The organism is Caballeronia udeis (genome assembly GCF_001544555.2).
Taxonomy (GTDB): domain Bacteria; phylum Pseudomonadota; class Gammaproteobacteria; order Burkholderiales; family Burkholderiaceae; genus Caballeronia; species Caballeronia udeis.
Genome location: NZ_FCOK02000003.1, coordinates 26,978 through 43,386, shown reverse-complemented (window position 1 = coordinate 43,386; position 16,409 = coordinate 26,978). Strand labels below are relative to the sequence as shown.

At 62.6% G+C, this 16,409-nt stretch carries 15 protein-coding genes; 11 read left to right on the top strand and 4 right to left on the bottom strand.

Annotated features, from left to right (window positions below; all coding sequences use genetic code 11):
* Positions 1-20 precede the first annotated feature (20 nt).
* The 10 genes from cheA to AWB69_RS03140 all read left to right on the top strand — a co-directional run bounded on the left by cheA (position 21) and on the right by AWB69_RS03140 (position 10,983).
* Positions 21-2,282 carry a chemotaxis protein CheA gene (gene cheA / locus AWB69_RS03185; RefSeq protein WP_062082058.1) on the top strand — a complete coding sequence of 754 codons (2,262 nt, stop codon included), beginning with the start codon at positions 21-23 and terminating at the stop codon, positions 2,280-2,282.
* A 47-nt stretch (positions 2,283-2,329) separates the two neighbouring features.
* Entirely contained in the window at positions 2,330-2,863 is a 534-nt protein-coding gene (gene cheW / locus AWB69_RS03180) for a chemotaxis protein CheW (protein ID WP_062082056.1), read from the top strand.
* Between the two features lie 66 nt (positions 2,864-2,929).
* Positions 2,930-4,732, top strand: coding sequence for a methyl-accepting chemotaxis protein (locus AWB69_RS03175; protein WP_062082054.1), 1,803 nt, complete (start codon positions 2,930-2,932; stop codon positions 4,730-4,732).
* A 169-nt stretch (positions 4,733-4,901) separates the two neighbouring features.
* Positions 4,902-5,849 carry a CheR family methyltransferase gene (locus AWB69_RS03170; RefSeq protein WP_062082052.1) on the top strand — a complete coding sequence of 316 codons (948 nt, stop codon included), beginning with the start codon at positions 4,902-4,904 and terminating at the stop codon, positions 5,847-5,849.
* Positions 5,846-6,565 (top strand): chemoreceptor glutamine deamidase CheD, encoded by a 720-nt coding sequence (gene cheD, locus AWB69_RS03165; RefSeq protein ID WP_062082050.1) that lies wholly within the window; start codon positions 5,846-5,848, stop codon positions 6,563-6,565. Before AWB69_RS03170 ends, cheD begins: the two co-directional genes overlap by 4 nt.
* A gap of 2 nt (positions 6,566-6,567) precedes the next feature.
* Positions 6,568-7,677 carry a protein-glutamate methylesterase/protein-glutamine glutaminase gene (locus tag AWB69_RS03160; protein WP_062082048.1) on the top strand — a complete coding sequence of 370 codons (1,110 nt, stop codon included), beginning with the start codon at positions 6,568-6,570 and terminating at the stop codon, positions 7,675-7,677.
* Positions 7,678-7,756: 79 nt separating this feature from the next.
* Complete coding sequence (gene cheY, locus AWB69_RS03155; protein ID WP_062082045.1) at positions 7,757-8,152, top strand: chemotaxis response regulator CheY; 396 nt, start codon at positions 7,757-7,759, stop codon at positions 8,150-8,152.
* A gap of 11 nt (positions 8,153-8,163) precedes the next feature.
* The gene (cheZ, locus tag AWB69_RS03150; RefSeq protein ID WP_062082464.1) at positions 8,164-8,856 is read left to right on the top strand and encodes a protein phosphatase CheZ; all 693 of its coding nucleotides are present in this window, start codon (positions 8,164-8,166) and stop codon (positions 8,854-8,856) included.
* A gap of 288 nt (positions 8,857-9,144) precedes the next feature.
* Complete coding sequence (locus tag AWB69_RS03145; RefSeq protein WP_407923009.1) at positions 9,145-9,672, top strand: DUF2844 domain-containing protein; 528 nt, start codon at positions 9,145-9,147, stop codon at positions 9,670-9,672.
* A gap of 18 nt (positions 9,673-9,690) precedes the next feature.
* The gene (locus AWB69_RS03140; RefSeq protein ID WP_062082043.1) at positions 9,691-10,983 is read left to right on the top strand and encodes a DUF3443 domain-containing protein; all 1,293 of its coding nucleotides are present in this window, start codon (positions 9,691-9,693) and stop codon (positions 10,981-10,983) included.
* A 128-nt stretch (positions 10,984-11,111) separates the two neighbouring features.
* Here the strand turns inward: AWB69_RS03140 and AWB69_RS03135 are convergent, their stop codons facing one another.
* From AWB69_RS03135 to argS, 4 genes are all read right to left on the bottom strand, one after another.
* The gene (locus AWB69_RS03135; protein WP_062082041.1) at positions 11,112-11,909 is read right to left on the bottom strand and encodes an SDR family oxidoreductase; all 798 of its coding nucleotides are present in this window, start codon (positions 11,907-11,909) and stop codon (positions 11,112-11,114) included.
* Positions 11,910-11,925: 16 nt separating this feature from the next.
* The gene (locus AWB69_RS03130) at positions 11,926-12,579 is read right to left on the bottom strand and encodes a thiol:disulfide interchange protein DsbA/DsbL (protein ID WP_062082039.1); all 654 of its coding nucleotides are present in this window, start codon (positions 12,577-12,579) and stop codon (positions 11,926-11,928) included.
* 199 nt (positions 12,580-12,778) lie between these two features.
* Entirely contained in the window at positions 12,779-13,534 is a 756-nt protein-coding gene (locus AWB69_RS03125; protein ID WP_062082036.1) for an SPOR domain-containing protein, read from the bottom strand.
* A gap of 210 nt (positions 13,535-13,744) precedes the next feature.
* Complete coding sequence (argS, locus tag AWB69_RS03120) at positions 13,745-15,529, bottom strand: arginine--tRNA ligase (protein WP_062082034.1); 1,785 nt, start codon at positions 15,527-15,529, stop codon at positions 13,745-13,747.
* 482 nt (positions 15,530-16,011) lie between these two features.
* Here argS and AWB69_RS03115 point away from each other — a divergent pair, with 482 nt between their 5' ends.
* The gene (locus AWB69_RS03115) at positions 16,012-16,338 is read left to right on the top strand and encodes a DUF1840 domain-containing protein (RefSeq protein ID WP_062082031.1); all 327 of its coding nucleotides are present in this window, start codon (positions 16,012-16,014) and stop codon (positions 16,336-16,338) included.
* Positions 16,339-16,409 lie beyond the last annotated feature (71 nt).

Sequence of the window (16,409 nt, the reverse complement as noted above, 5' to 3'; positions counted from 1 at the left end):
CATCCGGTGGTGACCCAGGCATGACACTCGACATTACGCAGTTCTATCAAACATTCTTCGACGAAGCCGACGAGCTGCTCGCGGATATGGAGCAATTGCTCCTCGCGCTGAATCTGGCGAACCCCGATCCCGAGGATCTCGGCGCGATCTTTCGCGCGGCGCATTCGATCAAGGGCGGCGCGGCCACGTTCGGGTTTTCGGCACTGACCGAGACTACGCACATCCTCGAGTCGTTGCTCGACCGGGCGCGCAATAACGAACTGGTCTTGCGTCGCGACATGATCGATACGTTCCTTGAAACCAAGGACGTGCTGTCGGATCAGCTCGGCGCGTATCGCGCCAGCGCTGAGCCGGATGCCGCGGCAGCGAAGGCGATTTGCGCCAAGCTTGAATACTTGCGAGACAACGATCCGGCCGATGGCATTGCTGCCGCGGAAGTAGCAGAGCCGGAATCGGAGCATGAAGCGGAGCCGTCGTTCGCCGAGTCCGCCGCGATCGCACAGGATCTCGCGCAAGTCGCGCTGGCGCTCGGGCCGAACGAACCGCCGCCGCATGTAGTCGAGCAAGCCAACGAAGCGGTCGAGGAAGAAGGTGAGTGGACCGCTTTCCCGGCGACCGAACTTCCTGCCACGCCGGCCGGGCAAGATGGACCTCATCTGAAGATTACGTTGCGGGGGGTAGGAGAGAAGGACCAGGCTCTGCTGACCGAGGAGCTTGGAAACCTGGGTACTGTTGTCGGGGAACTGAAGTCGGGCGGCGACTTGACGCTGTGGCTCGACTCGGATGTGTCCTCCGACGATATCGTCGCCGTGTGCTGTTTCGTGATCGATGAAGCGCAGATCGCGGTGAGCCGCGGCAATGCAGCGGATGCGGTACCTGCAGGTGGGTCGCAAGCCGCTGCAGAGCAGGAAGAGTTGAACGAGGTGGCAGCAGAAGCACCCGCATCTGAGAAGACGGAACCGGCGGCAGCTTCTGCTGCTGCCGCCGAGTCCCGCGCCAAGGCTCCTGCAAGCGCAGCGGTCGCAGAAGCGACTGACGCGCCGAAAGCACCGGAAGGCGACAAGAAAACCCGCACGGCAGCCGCGCCCGCTGCCGCGGAAGGCAGTTCCATTCGTGTCGGCGTGGAAAAGGTGGATCAACTGATCAACCTCGTCGGCGAACTGGTGATCACGCAGGCCATGCTTGCCGAGACCACGAGCACTTTCGACCCAGCATTGCACGACCGCCTGTTCAACGGCATGGCGCAGCTCGAACGCAATGCGCGTGATCTGCAGGAAGCCGTGATGTCCATCCGCATGATGCCGATGGACTACGTCTTCAGCCGTTTCCCGCGCCTCGTGCGTGACCTCGCCGGGAAGCTCGGCAAGGAAGTCGAACTCGTCACGTTCGGACAGGCGACGGAACTGGACAAGAGCCTGATTGAACGGATCATCGACCCGTTGACGCACCTCGTGCGCAACTCGCTTGATCACGGCATTGAAACGGTGGAAGCGCGCCGGGCGGCGGGCAAGGCGGCGGTGGGGCAACTGGTGCTGTCGGCGGCGCATCACGGCGGCAACATCGTGATCGAAGTCAGCGACGACGGCGCGGGCCTGCGCCGCGACAAGATTCTTGCGAAGGCGCTCAAGCAGGGCATGCAGGTCAGCGAGCAGATGTCCGACGACGAAGTCTGGCAACTGATCTTCATGCCGGGTTTCTCCACTGCCGAACAGGTCACGGACATTTCCGGCCGCGGCGTGGGCATGGACGTGGTGAAACGCAACATCCAGGCGATGGGCGGCCATGTCGAGATCCAGTCGCGCGAAGGCAAGGGCACGACCACGCGGATCGTGTTGCCGCTGACGCTGGCGATTCTCGATGGTATGTCGGTGAAGGTGGGCAGCGAGATTTTCATCCTGCCGCTGAACTTCGTGATGGAGTCGCTGCAACCCGTTGCCGACGATATCTACACGGTCGCCGGCGGCGAGCGCGTGGTGCGCGTGCGGGGCGAGTATTTGCCGCTGGTCGCGCTGCACCAGGTGTTCGAAGTGGTCGATGCACGCACGGAACCCACGCAGGGAATCATCACGATCATCCAGTCGGAAGGGCGCCGTTTCGCGATGCTGATCGACGAGCTGGTCGGCCAGCAGCAAGTGGTGGTGAAGAACCTGGAAACGAATTACCGCAAGGTGCACGGCATTTCCGCCGCGACGATCCTGGGTGACGGCAGCGTCGCACTGATCGTCGACGTAGCGGCGCTGAACCGTGAAAACCGCTCGGCGCATGGCGCGCTGACGCACTAGTCAGACAGCAGATAGTCGGAACATCCAACCAATTTTTGGAGGCTAACGTGGCAGCAGACATCCAATCGATTACTTCGGCGGCACAACGCCGTGACGTTCAACGTGTCAGCCAGGCAGAAGCGGCAGGACAGGAGTTCCTCGTCTTCACGCTGGGCGCGGAAGAGTACGGCATCGACATCCTGAAGGTGCAGGAAATTCGCGGCTACGACAACGTCACGCGCATTGCAAATGCGCCGGCGTTCATCAAGGGCGTGATCAACTTGCGCGGCATTATCGTGCCGATCGTCGACATGCGCATCAAGTTCAATCTCGGCCGCGTGGAGTATGACAACCAGACGGTCGTGATCATCCTGAACGTCGCGCATCGCGTGGTGGGCATGGTGGTGGACGGCGTGTCCGACGTGCTCACGCTGCAAGCGGACCAGGTCATGCCGGCGCCGGAATTCGGCGCCACGCTCACCACCGAATACCTGACGGGCCTCGGCACCGTCGACGGCCGGATGCTGATCCTGATGGACATCGAAAAGTTGATGACGAGCAAGGAGATGGAGTTGATCGACTCCGTCGCCGTGTCTGCTTGAGACTGCTTGCGACTCGCTTGAGACTTTATGTAACTGGCTTACCAACACGCTGGTCGGGAAGAAGACATGCTTAAGAACTGGTCGATTCGTACCACGCTGACGCTCGTGGGCCTGCTGTTCGTGGGATTTGCTGCAGTGGTGAGCGCGTTGTCGCTGAACGGCTTGCGCTCGGCGGGCAATTCGCTTTCCCTGCTGGCGGACAGCGACATGGTGTCCATGCGCGCACTCAACGAAGCGTCGTCGAACCTGCTGCGCTCACGCGTGGCGCTCGACCGCGTTCGCGGGTTGACCGAAGCGAACAACGCTGATGAAGCCAAGAAGGTGCTCGAGCGCGGGCAGTTCCTGCTCGACAAGTCGAACGAGAGCTGGAAGCTGTTCTTGTCGACGCCAAAGCCGATGCTGCCACAAGCCGCACTGGACGATATCGTGGCGAAACGTGACGCGCTGATGCATGACGGCGTCGAACCGGAGTTCGCGGCGATGCGCGCCGGCGACATGGCCGCGTATCACGCCATTGCGGACACCAGGATCAGCCCGATGTTCATCGCCCTCGACGCAGCGACAGCTATCACGTCCGACTTGACGCAGAAGCATGCCGAGCAGTTGCGCGCGGACGCGGCGGCGAGCATTACGCTGCTGATCGAGGTGATCGTTGGCGTGATGGTGCTGGCCGTGCTCACGCTGATTGGCACGCGCGTCGCGCTGGGCGGCATGATCGTGCAACCGATCAACGACGCTGTCGATCACTTCGAGCGCATCGCTCAAGGCGATCTGACGAAGTCGGCGCACACGGACAAGACCAACGAGATCGGCCGGTTGTTTGCCGGCATCGAGCGGATGCGAACGAACCTGACCACGATGGTCGGGTCGGTGCATCACGGTGCGGAATCCATCGATGTCGGCGCGCGGGAAATTGCGAGCGGCAACACGGATCTCTCGCAGCGCACGGAAGAACAGGCGGCGTCGCTGCAGGAAACGGCGTCGAGCATGGAGCAGCTCACCAGCACTGTGAAGCAGAACGCCGAGAACGCGCGCCAGGCTTCGCAACTGGCCGTCAACGCGTCGGATATTGCGTCGCGGGGCGGTCAGGTGGTGGAGCAGGTGGTCGGCACCATGAGCGCGATTTCATCGAGTTCGAGCAAGGTGGTCGACATCATCGGCGTGATTGAGGGCATTGCATTCCAGACCAATATTCTCGCGCTGAACGCGGCCGTGGAAGCGGCGCGGGCGGGTGAGGAAGGGCGCGGTTTTGCGGTTGTCGCCGGCGAAGTGCGAAGCCTCGCGCAACGCAGCGCGGCAGCGGCGAAAGAGATCAAGTCGCTGATCGGCGACTCCGCCGCGAAGATCGAAAGCGGCTCCGTGCTGGTTGGCCGCGCCGGCGAGACGATGGACGAAATCGTGCAGGCCGTGCGCCGCGTCACCGACATCATGGGCGAGATCAGCGCCGCGTCGGACGAGCAGTCGCAAGGCATTGAACAGGTGAGCCGCGCCGTCGGACAGATGGACGAAGTCACGCAGCAGAACGCGGCACTGGTTGAACAGGCTGCAGCCGCAGCGGCGTCGCTTGAAGAGCAGACACGCAAGTTGAAGGACGTGGTCAGCCACTGGCAAGTCAGCAGCGACGCGCCCTCCGCCGACCCGCGCGCCCGACTTGAGCCGAAGGTCATCGCCCGGCCGCACGCCAGCCCGGCGATTAAAGTTGCTGCACGGCCTAACGTCACGGCTAATCGCGCCGTTAATAAGCTTATCGCCTCACCGGCTCCCGCCGCTTCAGCCGCGGCAACACCGGCAACACCGGCAATACCGGCCGCGAAAGCGCCCGCCGCGAAGGCTGCGGTTGCCGTGTCCGGCGACTGGGAAACTTTTTAAAGCAGTATCAGACGACCATGCCGGCCCATTGCATCGCGCTCCCTGACGAGCATTTCATCGAAGTGCGCGAACCGGGCGCAAGGCAAGGGGCTGGGTGGTTGTCGAAGAAACGCGGTGCAACGCCCGTACGGGATGCAGCCGATGCACGTTCCAGCAGAACAAAGGCTAGATGATGGCAACGCGCCCGCCCGTCGATACACCCCGCGACCGGACCAGAAACGGTTCGGAAGTGGAACGCGACTTCGAATTCACCAACGCCGACTTTGGCCGCATTCGCGAGCTGATTCACCGGCGCGCGGGGATTTCGTTGTCCGAGCACAAACGCGACATGGCGTACAGCCGTCTCGCGCGACGCCTGCGCGCCTGCAATATCGATACGTTCCGGATCTATCTCGACCGTCTTGAAGCGCAACCGGATAGCGACGAGTGGGAAGCGTTCACCAACGCGCTCACCACGAACCTGACCGCGTTCTTCCGCGAATCGCATCATTTTCCGATCCTCGCGACGTTCGCGAAGAGCCGTCCGCAGCCGTTCTCGGTGTGGTGCTCGGCGGCGTCGACGGGAGAGGAGCCGTATTCCATCGCCATGACATTGATGGAAACGCTTGGCGACAGCGCTGCGCGCCATTGCACGGTGATTGCGACGGACATCGACAGCCAGGTCCTGCAGAAGGCCGACGCGGGTGTCTATTCGCTCGATTCCGTGAAGACGCTTGGGAGCGAACGCCTGAAGCGTTTTTTCCTGAAAGGCACAGGCGTACATGCCGGGATGGTGAAGATCCGCCCGGAAGTACGCGCGCTGGTGAAGTTCGAGCAACTGAACCTGACGGACGCGAAGTACGCCCTGCCCGGCCAGTTCGATGCCATCTTCTGCCGCAACGTGATGATCTACTTCGATAAACCCACGCAGGCGCAAGTGCTCGCGCGCTTCGAGCCGCTGATGAAAAGCGGTGGTTTATTGTTCGCCGGACATTCGGAGAACTTCACGTATGTGACGCAGGCGTTCAAGCTGCGCGGCCAGACCGTCTATGGATTGACGCGTGACGCAGCGGCGGCGGCCACGGCAGCGGCAGCTGCGAAGAAAGCGGGCAAGACGCTCGCCGGGGAGCTGGCATGAGCGGCTTGCCGATCGCATCGAATCTCTACTTCGACAACCACTTCAAGCTTCCGGGCGTGAAGCTGCTGCCGAACGAGTTCTACATGACGAACGAGGACATGGTGCTCGTCACGGTGCTCGGTTCATGCGTGGCGGCGTGCATTCACGATCGCTCGGCGGGCATTGGCGGGATGAATCATTTCATGCTTCCGGACGACGGTTCCGACGCGTCGCAATCCAGTTCGGATTCCATGCGCTACGGCGCGTACGCAATGGAAGTGCTGATCAACGAGATGATCAAGCGCGGCGGCCGGCGCGAACGCTTCGAAGCGAAAGTGTTCGGCGGCGGCGCGGTGCTGGCTGGCATGACGACGATCAATATCGGCGATCGCAATTCGGAGTTCGTGCGCCGGTATCTCGCGCTGGAAAAGATTCGCATCGTGGCTGAGGACTTGCAGGGCATGTATCCGCGCAAGGTCGCGTTCATGCCGCGCACCGGCCAGGCGATGGTCAAGAAACTCATGACGCAACAAGACCCGAGCGTGGTCGAGCGTGAGCGGGTGCTCGCGCGGCAAACGCCTGAAGCACGTAGCGAACGGCTTGTAAAGGCGCGTGAGCGTGTCGAGCTGTTCAGCCGGCCCAAAGCTACAACTACCGATAAACCCCGCATCGAATTATTCGGTGCCGCAGCCGGCCTGCAGCGAACCGTCCGCACGAAGACGGCGGAGGAAGCATGACGATGGCCCGGAGTACGGAACCGAAGATCAGTGTGCTGTGCGTCGACGACTCGGCGCTGGTACGCAGCCTGATGACCGAGATCATCAACTCGCAGCCCGACATGCACGTGTGCGCAACGGCGCCTGATCCGCTGGTGGCACGTGAGCTCATCAAGCAGCACAACCCGGATGTACTGACGCTCGATGTCGAAATGCCGCGCATGGACGGCCTCGATTTTCTTGAAAAGCTGATGCGGCTTCGGCCCATGCCGGTGGTGATGGTGTCGTCGCTGACCGAGCGCGGTTCGGAAATCACGCTGCGCGCGCTGGAACTGGGCGCGGTGGATTTCGTGACGAAACCGCGCGTGGGTATTCGCGACGGCATGCTCGAGTATTCCGAGAAGCTCGCCGATAAAATCCGCGCGGCTGCCCGGGCCCGGGTGCGGCAGACGCCTCACGTCGTGCACGCGGCGCATGGCGCCGGCGGCGCGGCCGCTGGCGAGAAACCCACGCCCAACCTGAACAATCCGCTGGTGAGTACCGAGAAGCTGATTATTGTCGGGGCATCGACGGGCGGTACCGAAGCGATCCGCGAACTGCTGATCCCGCTGCCACCCGACGCGCCCGGCGTGATGATCGCGCAGCATATGCCGCCGGGCTTCACGAAGTCGTTTGCGCAGCGCTTGAACGGCCTGTGCCGGATCGCGGTGAAGGAAGCAGAGCATGGCGAGCGTGTCCTGCCGGGCCATGCGTACATCGCGCCCGGCGACGCCCATCTGGTGCTCGCGCGCAGCGGTGCGAACTACGTGGCGCATCTGTCCGATGCCCCGCCGGTCAACCGGCACAGGCCGTCAGTGGATGTGCTGTTTCGATCGGCCGCGCAGAACGCCGGCAAGAACGTGCTTGGCGTGATCCTGACCGGAATGGGCCGTGACGGCGCGCAGGGCATGCTGGAGATGCAGCAGGCCGGCGCGTATACCTTCGCGCAGGATGAAGCGAGCTGCGTGGTGTTCGGCATGCCGCGCGAGGCTATCGCGACGGGGGGCGTCAGCGAGATTGTGCCGCTGGCGGAAATGACCCGGCGCGTGATGGCGCGACTCAATTCAATGGGTGAACGCACGCAACGCGTTTAATCCGCCCAAGAGAATTCGGATAAAAATGCGGCGTCATGCGCCGCTTCAAGAAAACACGGGAATACAAGGAGCAGTGAAGATGGACAAGAACATGAAGATTTTGGTCGTCGACGACTTTCCGACGATGCGCCGTATTGTGCGAAATCTGCTGAAGGAGCTGGGTTTCTCCAACGTCGATGAAGCCGAAGATGGCGCGGCCGGCCTCTCGCGCCTGCGCGGCGGCGGTTTCGATTTCGTCATCTCCGACTGGAACATGCCAAACCTCGACGGCCTGGAAATGCTCAAGCAGATCCGCGGCGACAGCACGCTTGCCCATCTGCCCGTACTGATGGTGACGGCGGAGTCGAAGAAGGAGAACATCATTGCCGCGGCCCAGGCTGGCGCGAGCGGGTACGTGGTCAAGCCGTTCACGGCGGCGACCCTCGATGAGAAGCTGCAGAAGATTCTCGAAAAGATGGCTAAGGCCGGGAGCTGACCGTGAACGAAATGACGAACCACGAGACGCTTGTTGACGTCGAGCAAGAAGGCGATGCATCGAGCGACCGCATCCTGGCGCGCATCGGCCAGTTGACACGGACCTTGCGCGATTCCATGCGCGAACTCGGCCTCGACAAACAGGTGGAAGCCGCCGCCGAGATGGTGCCGGACGCGCGCGACCGCCTGAAGTACGTTGCGACGATGACAGAGCAGGCTGCCGAGCGCGCGTTGAATGCGATCGAACTGGCCAAGCCGCTGCAGGAGACCATGCAGCGCGACGCACAGGCGCTCGACGCACGCTGGGAGCAATGGTATGGCGCGCCGCTCGAAAAGGCGGAAGTGAAGACCTTGCTGGCTGACACCCGGGGCTTTTTGCAGCAAGTACCGGTGCATACGGTTGCGACCAACGAGCAATTACTCGAAATCATGCTCGCGCAGGATTTCCAGGATCTGACCGGTCAGGTGATCAAGAAGATCACGGACGTCGTCCATTTGATCGAGCAGCAATTGCTCGGCGTGTTGCTCGAGAACATTGCGCCCGAGCGGCGTGAACAGTTCGCGGCGCAAGCGGCGGCGCTGGCGGCGGCATCGAGCACGTCGGACACCTTGCTGAACGGTCCGCAGATCAATCCGGAAGGCCGTACCGACGTAGTCCAGGACCAGACTCAAGTCGACGATCTGCTCGCCAGCCTGGGTTTCTGACAACACGGGCCGTTCGACGCGGACAGGCTTCGGAACACGTATACGCATGACCTGCACCCAGTCGCCGGCATCTGCCGGCGACTGGGCGTCGAGCCCGCTCCTACAGCGTCCGTGTCCCGTTCGTCTCCTGTCGCGCCTCAATATTCGCGTTTGTACGAAGCGCCATTTTCCTTGTTTCGACTCATTCGGCTGGCATACTGGCAGCGCTATATTACGAGTGCTTTTGTGGTGCGGACATTGCACAAGGCAAAATAGCGGATATTGAGATAATCGAAACGGGGAGGCGAAGTGAACACTTCGATCATTTCATTGAGCTCGCGACGCGCATCCGCGTTCGCCAGCCTGGCGGCAGGGCTGACATTGAGCTTGCTCGCCATATCGCCGGCCTATGCTGTCCTTGGTGGCGCACCCATGACACCGCCGGCCGGCGCCACCGTCAGTAACGCCGTGTCGCATGCGGCGGCTTCAGCGGTTGCGTCCGGCGCCCGCACGACGGCTGGTTCCTACACGGTTCGCACCACGACGCTCGCCGTCGGGACGGTCGTGAACGAGTACGTGGGCTCGGATGGCGTGGTGTTCGGTATTGCGTGGCAAGGTCCCAGAATTCCCGATCTGCCGACGTTGCTCGGCAGCTATTTCCCCCAATATGTGCAAGGCATCCAGAATCAGCGTGCCAACGGCGGCGGCCGCGGCCCCGTCAGCGTAGCCGGCAGCGCGCTGGTGGTCCGCTCCGGCGGCCACATGGGCGCATTCGCCGGGCAGGCTTACCTGCCGCAGTCCTTGCCCGCCGGCGTCAGCCCTAGCGACATCCAATAACGGACGGAGACTTCTACTATGCGTCCGACGGTTTTTTCGTCCAATGTGCGCCTGCGTTCGGGCCTGTTCCGCTGGCTTGCCGTGCTGAGCGTGTCGGTGTTACTCGCTGCCTGCGGCGGCGGAGGCGATTCCGGCAGCAGTTCCGTCAGCAGCGGCGGCAGCAGTAGCAGCGGCAGTAGTGGCAGTGGTTCCAGCAGCACGCCCAGCGCGCAGCCGATTGCAGCCACGGCGGCGAACACGGTGCCTATCACCGTGGGTCCCGGCGCGCAGAACTTCGTCAATATCCCGAACGTATCGGTGACGGTGTGCGCGCCCGGTAGTACGAGCAATTGCCAGACCATCGACAACATCCAGGTCGATACCGGCTCGTACGGCTTGCGTTTCGCAAGCGACCAGGCGGCGCAGATTATCGGCAGCTTGCCGGTGGCCCAGTCGACGAGCAATGGTCAACTGGCGGAATGCACGCAATTCGCCGATGGCTTCACGTGGGGCACCGTGCGTACCGCCGACGTCAAGATTGGCGGCGAAACCGCGAGCGGCATTCCAATCCAGGTGGTGGGCGATCTGCCTGACTCCACTGTGCCGCTGAACGGCTGTATCAACGGCAGCAACGAGAGCAGTTCGCGGCAACTGGGCGCGAACGGGATTCTCGGCGTGGGCGTGGCGGCGACCGATTGTGGCGTGACCTGCACGAACGCCGCGACCAGCAACTACTTTTCGTGCCCAGGCGGGACCAACTGCTCGGCCATTGGCGTGCCGGTTGCCCAGCAAGTGGTGAATCCGGTCACGAAGTTCGCGGTGGACAACAACGGCGTGATTGTGCAATTGCCGCCGGTGGCGACCTCGGCGGCGTCGGTAACGGGCACGCTGGTGTTTGGTATTGGCACGCAGAGCAACAATACGCTGACCGGCGCGACGTCGTATCGCTCGACGAGTTTTGGCAACCTGACCGGTACCTACAAGGGCTCGGCGGTGACGACGATCGTGGATTCGGGTTCGAACGGTATGTTCTTCACCGACAGTTCGTTGCCTGCCTGCACGTCGACGTTCACCGACTTCTACTGTCCGGCCAATGCGACGGCGCTTTCTGCGACCGTTACCGGGTTGAATGGCGTAACGGGCACGGTGAATTTCACGGTCCAGAACGCGCAGACGCTGGCTGCCAGCGGCACGAGCTATGCGCTTAACGGATTGGCTGGCAGCATTGGTTCGTTCCCGACGCTGTTCGACTTCGGCCTGCCGTTTTTCTTCGGACGATATGTTTATTTCGGTTTCGGGACCAACGGAAATTCGCCGTTCGTGGCGTTTTAAGCGCGGTTAGTTCAGTTCTATAGCCTTGGCGCGACGAGGAAAATCAACAAAGCCCGGCGAGTTCCTGCGCCGGGCTTTGTTTTTGGTGGAAGCGTTCACGGCTTCGCTGCGCACGCGGCTCCAGACGATCATTCCCCCGCGCGCGGTTTCCTCGGCGCTTTCTCCATCACGCGGTCATACAGCCAGCGCGGCACCACATGCAGCAGCGCACCGGCTACGCGCATCTGCCAGGGAAACGTCGCAAACCTGACTTTCCTCGCGATCGCATCGGCGGTTTTGGCGGCGAATACATCGGCGTCCATCAGGAAGGGCATCGGATACGGATTGTGCTCGGTCATCGCGGTGCGGATATAACCCGGCGCGATGGTCACTACCGTCACGCCCTTCGGCCGCATCTCCACCCGCAGCGCTTCGAGATACTTCAGCGCCGCCGATTTCGACGCGCTGTACGCGCCCGAACCCGGCAACCCGCGAATGCCCGCCACGCTGGCTATGCCAACCAGCGTCCCGCGCCGCTCCTCGACCATGCGGGCGACGAACGGCTCGAATGTGGCGATCATTCCGAAGTAGTTGATATCCATCACGTCGCGAAAGACGTCGAGGTCGCCGTGACCGGTCAGCGCACCGCGGCTGACGCCGGCATTGGCGATCACCACGTCGGCGCCGCCATGCTGCGCGCAGAACTGCGCCGCCGCGGCGCCGAGCGCGGCGGCGTCGCGGACGTCGGCGGGATAGATCGAGATGGAATGGGAGGGGAAGCGTGCGGCGAATGCCGCGAGAGTGTCGCCACGACGGGCGACGAGGCCAAGCACCGCACCGCGCCGGAGATATTCCTCGGCGAGCGCGAGGCCAATGCCACTGGATGCGCCGGTGATGAAAACTCTCAGCCGGGCCGGCGTAACGCCATTGCCCGGCGTGTCCTTCATAGTGGCGCCCACGCCTTTACATCTTCTTCGCGCGGATCTGGGCGATCAGGAAGTCGAGGACCTGAATGGTGCCCGGCAGGCTGTTCGTGGTGGCCGGACCCGTTTCGTACTTGCCCTGCACCGCGAGCGTCGGCACGCCGTCGATCTTGTAGTCCTGCATCAGCTTGGTGTCGCGTTGCAGGTCGCTTTGCGTCGAGAACGAGTTGTATGCGTCCATGTACTTCTTCTTGTCCACACCCAGCGTGGCGAGGAACGTAGCCTGCGCTTCCGGCGTCAGCAAATAGTTCTTCTTGACGTGGATTTCGTTGAACACGGCGGGCGTGAGCTTGTCAGCCAGGCCGAGTGCGTCGAGCGCGTGATACATCTTCGAGTGCGGGATGAAGTCGTCTCGGAAGGCAACCGGCACGCGCTTGAAGACCACGTCGGGACCTTGCTTCTTCACCCACGCTTCCAGGTACGGGTCGAATTCGTTGCAGTGCGGGCAGCCGTACCACATGAATTCGATCACTTCGATCTTGCCGTTGGCATCGACGGGCTGAGCGGGTTGCAGCACCGTATAGTCGGTGCCGGCGACAGGCGCCGCCGGCGATGCGTGCGCCGCATTCACGGCGCCCAGGGTGCCGGCTACAAGGCCGATGGAGAGAGCGAGGGCGCGGAAGAGTTTGTTCATAATGACCGAGAAAGTGATCGAGAAAGGGCGTGGAGACGCGAAAGGGGAACACACGACGCTTAAAGGACGCTTAAGCCGGACGGGCCGCGCAGGCCGGGCGCGACCGGCGGGGCCGCAATCAACCGCTGGCCGGCCATGCTTTTCAACCCGCGCCAGCCTTGTATGAGAGGCCGCGCGGGCTGCGGGCTCCACTGCATGCTCACTGCTTGGAGAAGCGGATAACGGCGGTATCCACGCCTGCGTCGGACAGACGCTGACGCACGTTGTTCATGTCCTCGAACTTCGTGAACGGCCCGATCCGTACGCGGAAATATGTCACGTTGCCCGCATCGCGTTGCGTGACCTTCGACTCGAAACCCTGGAAGCCAAGGCGCGCGCGCTGCTGCTCTGCGTCCGCCTCGGTCTTGTACGCGCCAACCTGCAGGAAATAGCCGGTGTTGACGTCGCCGGGTGCGGGCGGCGTGACCTTGGCGGTCGACGAAGCCTGCGCCTCAGCCGGTTTCTTTCCAGGCGTTGCGCCCGACGAGCCGCCCGGCGCATTCGCGACCGGCGGCACGGTGGCCGGCTTCGGTGCGACGGCCGTACCGTTCGCGGCCGACGGGGGGACTTCCAGGATCTCGGGTTCGTCCTGCATGCCCGACGACTGTGTCTGGTTGTTCGTTTGTCCGGGCGCGGTGTTCGGCGGCGCCGGCTGTGCCGCTTGCGGCACGGCCTGACCGGGCGTCTTGCCCTGGAGCGGCCGGTTGGGATCGTACGGCTGGCCCGTGGCGGCGGGCGCGGAGCCTGCGTCGACTGGAGCCGGCGCGACCTTCGCGACGAACGGCGTGGGCGCGCGCGTGATGTACAGCGCCACGATCACTGCAATTGCAAGGCCGACAATCAAGCCCAGCACGATACCGAGAAAGGTGCCCCCGGTTTGCTTCGACTGCTTCGACGTGCTGCGTGGTTTTGCCATCGTATGAATAACCTGCAAAAAGTCTTCTGAATGGCCGTCGATTATAACGGCGGCCTTAAGCGCGGCGTGGCCCGTGGTTGTGTTGCGCGGTGTTGCGTTACATCATGCACCCGTCGTCAAGCCGTCTTCACTCGTCATAAGCGTGCCGCGTGACTTCTGCACGCCGGGCGTATGACACACCTGGCGTGCCGGAAGTGCCCGGCGCGGGAATTACATCTTCACGGGGGCCGACACGCCAATCAGCGAGAGGCCGTTCTCGAGCACTTGCCGTGTGGCGGCAAGCAATGCAATGCGCGCGTTACGCACGCCATCTTCGTCCACCAGCACGCGCTCCGCATTGTAGAACGAGTGGAATTCGCCTGCGAGGTCACGCAGATAGAACGCGACCGCGTGCGGCGCGAGTTCGTCGGCGGCGTGCGACAGCATATCCGGATACTCGGCGAGCTTGTTCAGCAACGCCATCGCGCGTTCGCTCGAGAGCGGCGAAAGATCGACGTTCGGCAGGGTGTCGGCATTACCGGCGTATTTGGTCTTCCAGTCGCCGAGGATCGTGCAGATCCGCGCGTGCGCATACTGCACGTAATACACCGGGTTTTCGTCGCTCTGCTTGAGCGCCAGGTCGATATCGAAGACAAATTCCGTGTCGGCCTTGCGCGAGATCAGGAAAAACCGCACGGCGTCGCGGCCTCGGCGAATGGTCTCTTCATCGATCTGATCCGGTGCGACTTCCTCGCCCGGCGTCATGCCGCCCGACCATTCGATCAGGTCGCGCACCGTCACATAGCTGCCCGCGCGCTTCGAGATCTTCACTTCCACGCCATTGCGCATGACCGTGACCATCTTGTGCAGCACGTAGTCGGGATAACCCTTCGGAATGCCGATGCCAAGCCCTTGCAGCCCCGCGCGCACGCGCGCGATGGTGCCGTGGTGGTCCGAGCCCTGCACGTTGATGACCTTGGTGAACCCGCGTTGCCACTTCGCCACGTGATACGCAACGTCCGGCACGAAGTACGTGTACGTGCCGTCGGACTTGCGCATCACGCGGTCCTTGTCGTCGCCGTCGTCGGTCGTGCGCAGCCATAGCGCTCCGTCCTGCTCGTAGGTCTTGCCTGCGGCGATCAGCGCGTCGACCGTGGCTTGCACGCGGCCCTCGTTATACAGCGACGACTCCAGGTAGAACTGGTCGAAGTCCACGCCGAACGCGGTCAGGTCCAGATCCTGTTCGTGGCGCAGGTACGCGACCGAAAAAACGCGAATCGCGTCAATGTCGTCCACATCGCCCTTCGCCGTCACCGGCGCGCCGTCCTTGGCCGCGACCGTCGCGCCGGCCAGATAGCCCCGTGCGATATCCGCGATGTACTCGCCGTTGTACGCGTTATCCGGCCATTCCTTGTCGCCGGGCGCAAAACCGCGGGCGCGCAGTTGCGTGGACATGGCCAGGTTGCCGATCTGCACGCCGGCGTCGTTGTAGTAGAACTCGCGATGCACCGCGTTGCCTTGCGTGCCGAGCAGGTTCGCCAGTGCGTCGCCAAGCGTGGCTTGCCGGCCGTGTCCGACATGCAGCGGCCCGGTCGGGTTCGCCGAAACGAACTCGATCAGCACGCGTTTGCCTTCGTCGCGGGCGTTGTAGCCGTAGCGCGCGCCTTCCACAATAACCGCCGGCACCACGGCCTGTTTCGCCGATGCCGCCAGCCGCAAGTTGATGAAGCCCGGACCCGCGACTTCGGCGGCGTCGACCAGACCCTGAGCTGCGGCCAAACCGAGCACCGCATCGACAATCTGTTGCGCCAGTTGCCGCGGGTTCGCCCGCAGCGGCTTGGCGAGCTGCATGGCCACGTTCGATGCGACATCGCCATGCGCCGCGACTTTCGGGCGCTCGAGCACGATGGCCGGCTCGACAAAGTTCGCTTCCGATGCGCCTTGCGACGCCTGTACGACCTGCTTGACCGCGTCGGCGAGCAGCGTTTCGAGTGTGTGTTTTTGTGCGGGCAGCATGCTGATTCTTAAATCCGGTGATTGGGCTGTTGGTCCGATGCAGCGATGCTTCGTTCCTTCGACATCTTGGCTTTAATCCACGTGTTCGCCGGCAACGCGAGAAAACCGTGCGATTTGAGCGTCGAACGCCGACATGACGCGTGCTCAACTGTTTCCGCACAGTTTCAACCCATTACGCCCGTTCGGGCGCGGGAAAAGACCCTGGACGCTCGGTCAGGACTGCGTATGCGCGTCCGGAGGCATAGCCGGAGCCGGTTACGGCTATGCCGCCAGAACCGGGGTTTTGTAACCGACGCAACATTTGCTCGGGTAAATCGGGATTTTAGCAGGTGCTAATATGTCGAATCAGGGTCGAGTCGGGGAAACAAGTCAGGAATTAAAACAATACGCCGGCGTGTGATGTGGTGGCCTGGGCTGTTACCACGCTTGGCGCATCTCGCTCATTAGCCACAAAAGGCCAACAAAAGGGAAAGGACCTTGCCATGCTGATCACATTCAAAACCAGAGCTGCACCAGACGTGCAGATGCTCGACAACCTTGCTGATTACCTGCTTGGCATCATTGGCAAGCGGCTTGGCGAGCGCGGCGTCATTACGCATGAAGAACTGCCTGCATGCATCCAGAAGCTTGAGTCTGCAGTAGCGACAGACAAGCAGGAACGCGCCGAACACGACGGCCATTTCCACGAAGGCGAACCCGGCCACGAACCGCACGAGATTCCGGTCGGTCTGGCGCAGCGCGCGTACCCGTTCCTCGACATGATGCGCCTCGCCCATGAGGCGGAAGGCGACATCCTGTGGGGCGTGTGAGCCTCGTGCGACGTAGCGGGATTGGCTCATTGGCCTAGCTGAAGCGAACCAATGGCGTCAGTATTAAAAAA

What these genes read in the sequence shown, in the direction of transcription:
- cheY (WP_062082045.1), top strand. Translation starts at nt 7,757, where the DNA reads ATGGACAAGAACATGAAGATTTTGGTCGTCGACGACTTTCCGACGATG.
- AWB69_RS03170 (WP_062082052.1), top strand. Translation starts at nt 4,902, where the DNA reads ATGATGGCAACGCGCCCGCCCGTCGATACACCCCGCGACCGGACCAGA.
- cheZ (WP_062082464.1), top strand. Translation starts at nt 8,164, where the DNA reads ATGACGAACCACGAGACGCTTGTTGACGTCGAGCAAGAAGGCGATGCA.
- AWB69_RS03175 (WP_062082054.1), top strand. Translation starts at nt 2,930, where the DNA reads ATGCTTAAGAACTGGTCGATTCGTACCACGCTGACGCTCGTGGGCCTG.
- cheA (WP_062082058.1), top strand. Translation starts at nt 21, where the DNA reads ATGACACTCGACATTACGCAGTTCTATCAAACATTCTTCGACGAAGCC.
- AWB69_RS03160 (WP_062082048.1), top strand. Translation starts at nt 6,568, where the DNA reads ATGGCCCGGAGTACGGAACCGAAGATCAGTGTGCTGTGCGTCGACGAC.
- AWB69_RS03130 (WP_062082039.1), bottom strand. Translation starts at nt 12,579, where the DNA reads ATGAACAAACTCTTCCGCGCCCTCGCTCTCTCCATCGGCCTTGTAGCC.
- AWB69_RS03140 (WP_062082043.1), top strand. Translation starts at nt 9,691, where the DNA reads ATGCGTCCGACGGTTTTTTCGTCCAATGTGCGCCTGCGTTCGGGCCTG.
- argS (WP_062082034.1), bottom strand. Translation starts at nt 15,529, where the DNA reads ATGCTGCCCGCACAAAAACACACACTCGAAACGCTGCTCGCCGACGCG.
- AWB69_RS03135 (WP_062082041.1), bottom strand. Translation starts at nt 11,909, where the DNA reads ATGAAGGACACGCCGGGCAATGGCGTTACGCCGGCCCGGCTGAGAGTT.
- AWB69_RS03125 (WP_062082036.1), bottom strand. Translation starts at nt 13,534, where the DNA reads ATGGCAAAACCACGCAGCACGTCGAAGCAGTCGAAGCAAACCGGGGGC.
- AWB69_RS03115 (WP_062082031.1), top strand. Translation starts at nt 16,012, where the DNA reads ATGCTGATCACATTCAAAACCAGAGCTGCACCAGACGTGCAGATGCTC.
- cheD (WP_062082050.1), top strand. Translation starts at nt 5,846, where the DNA reads ATGAGCGGCTTGCCGATCGCATCGAATCTCTACTTCGACAACCACTTC.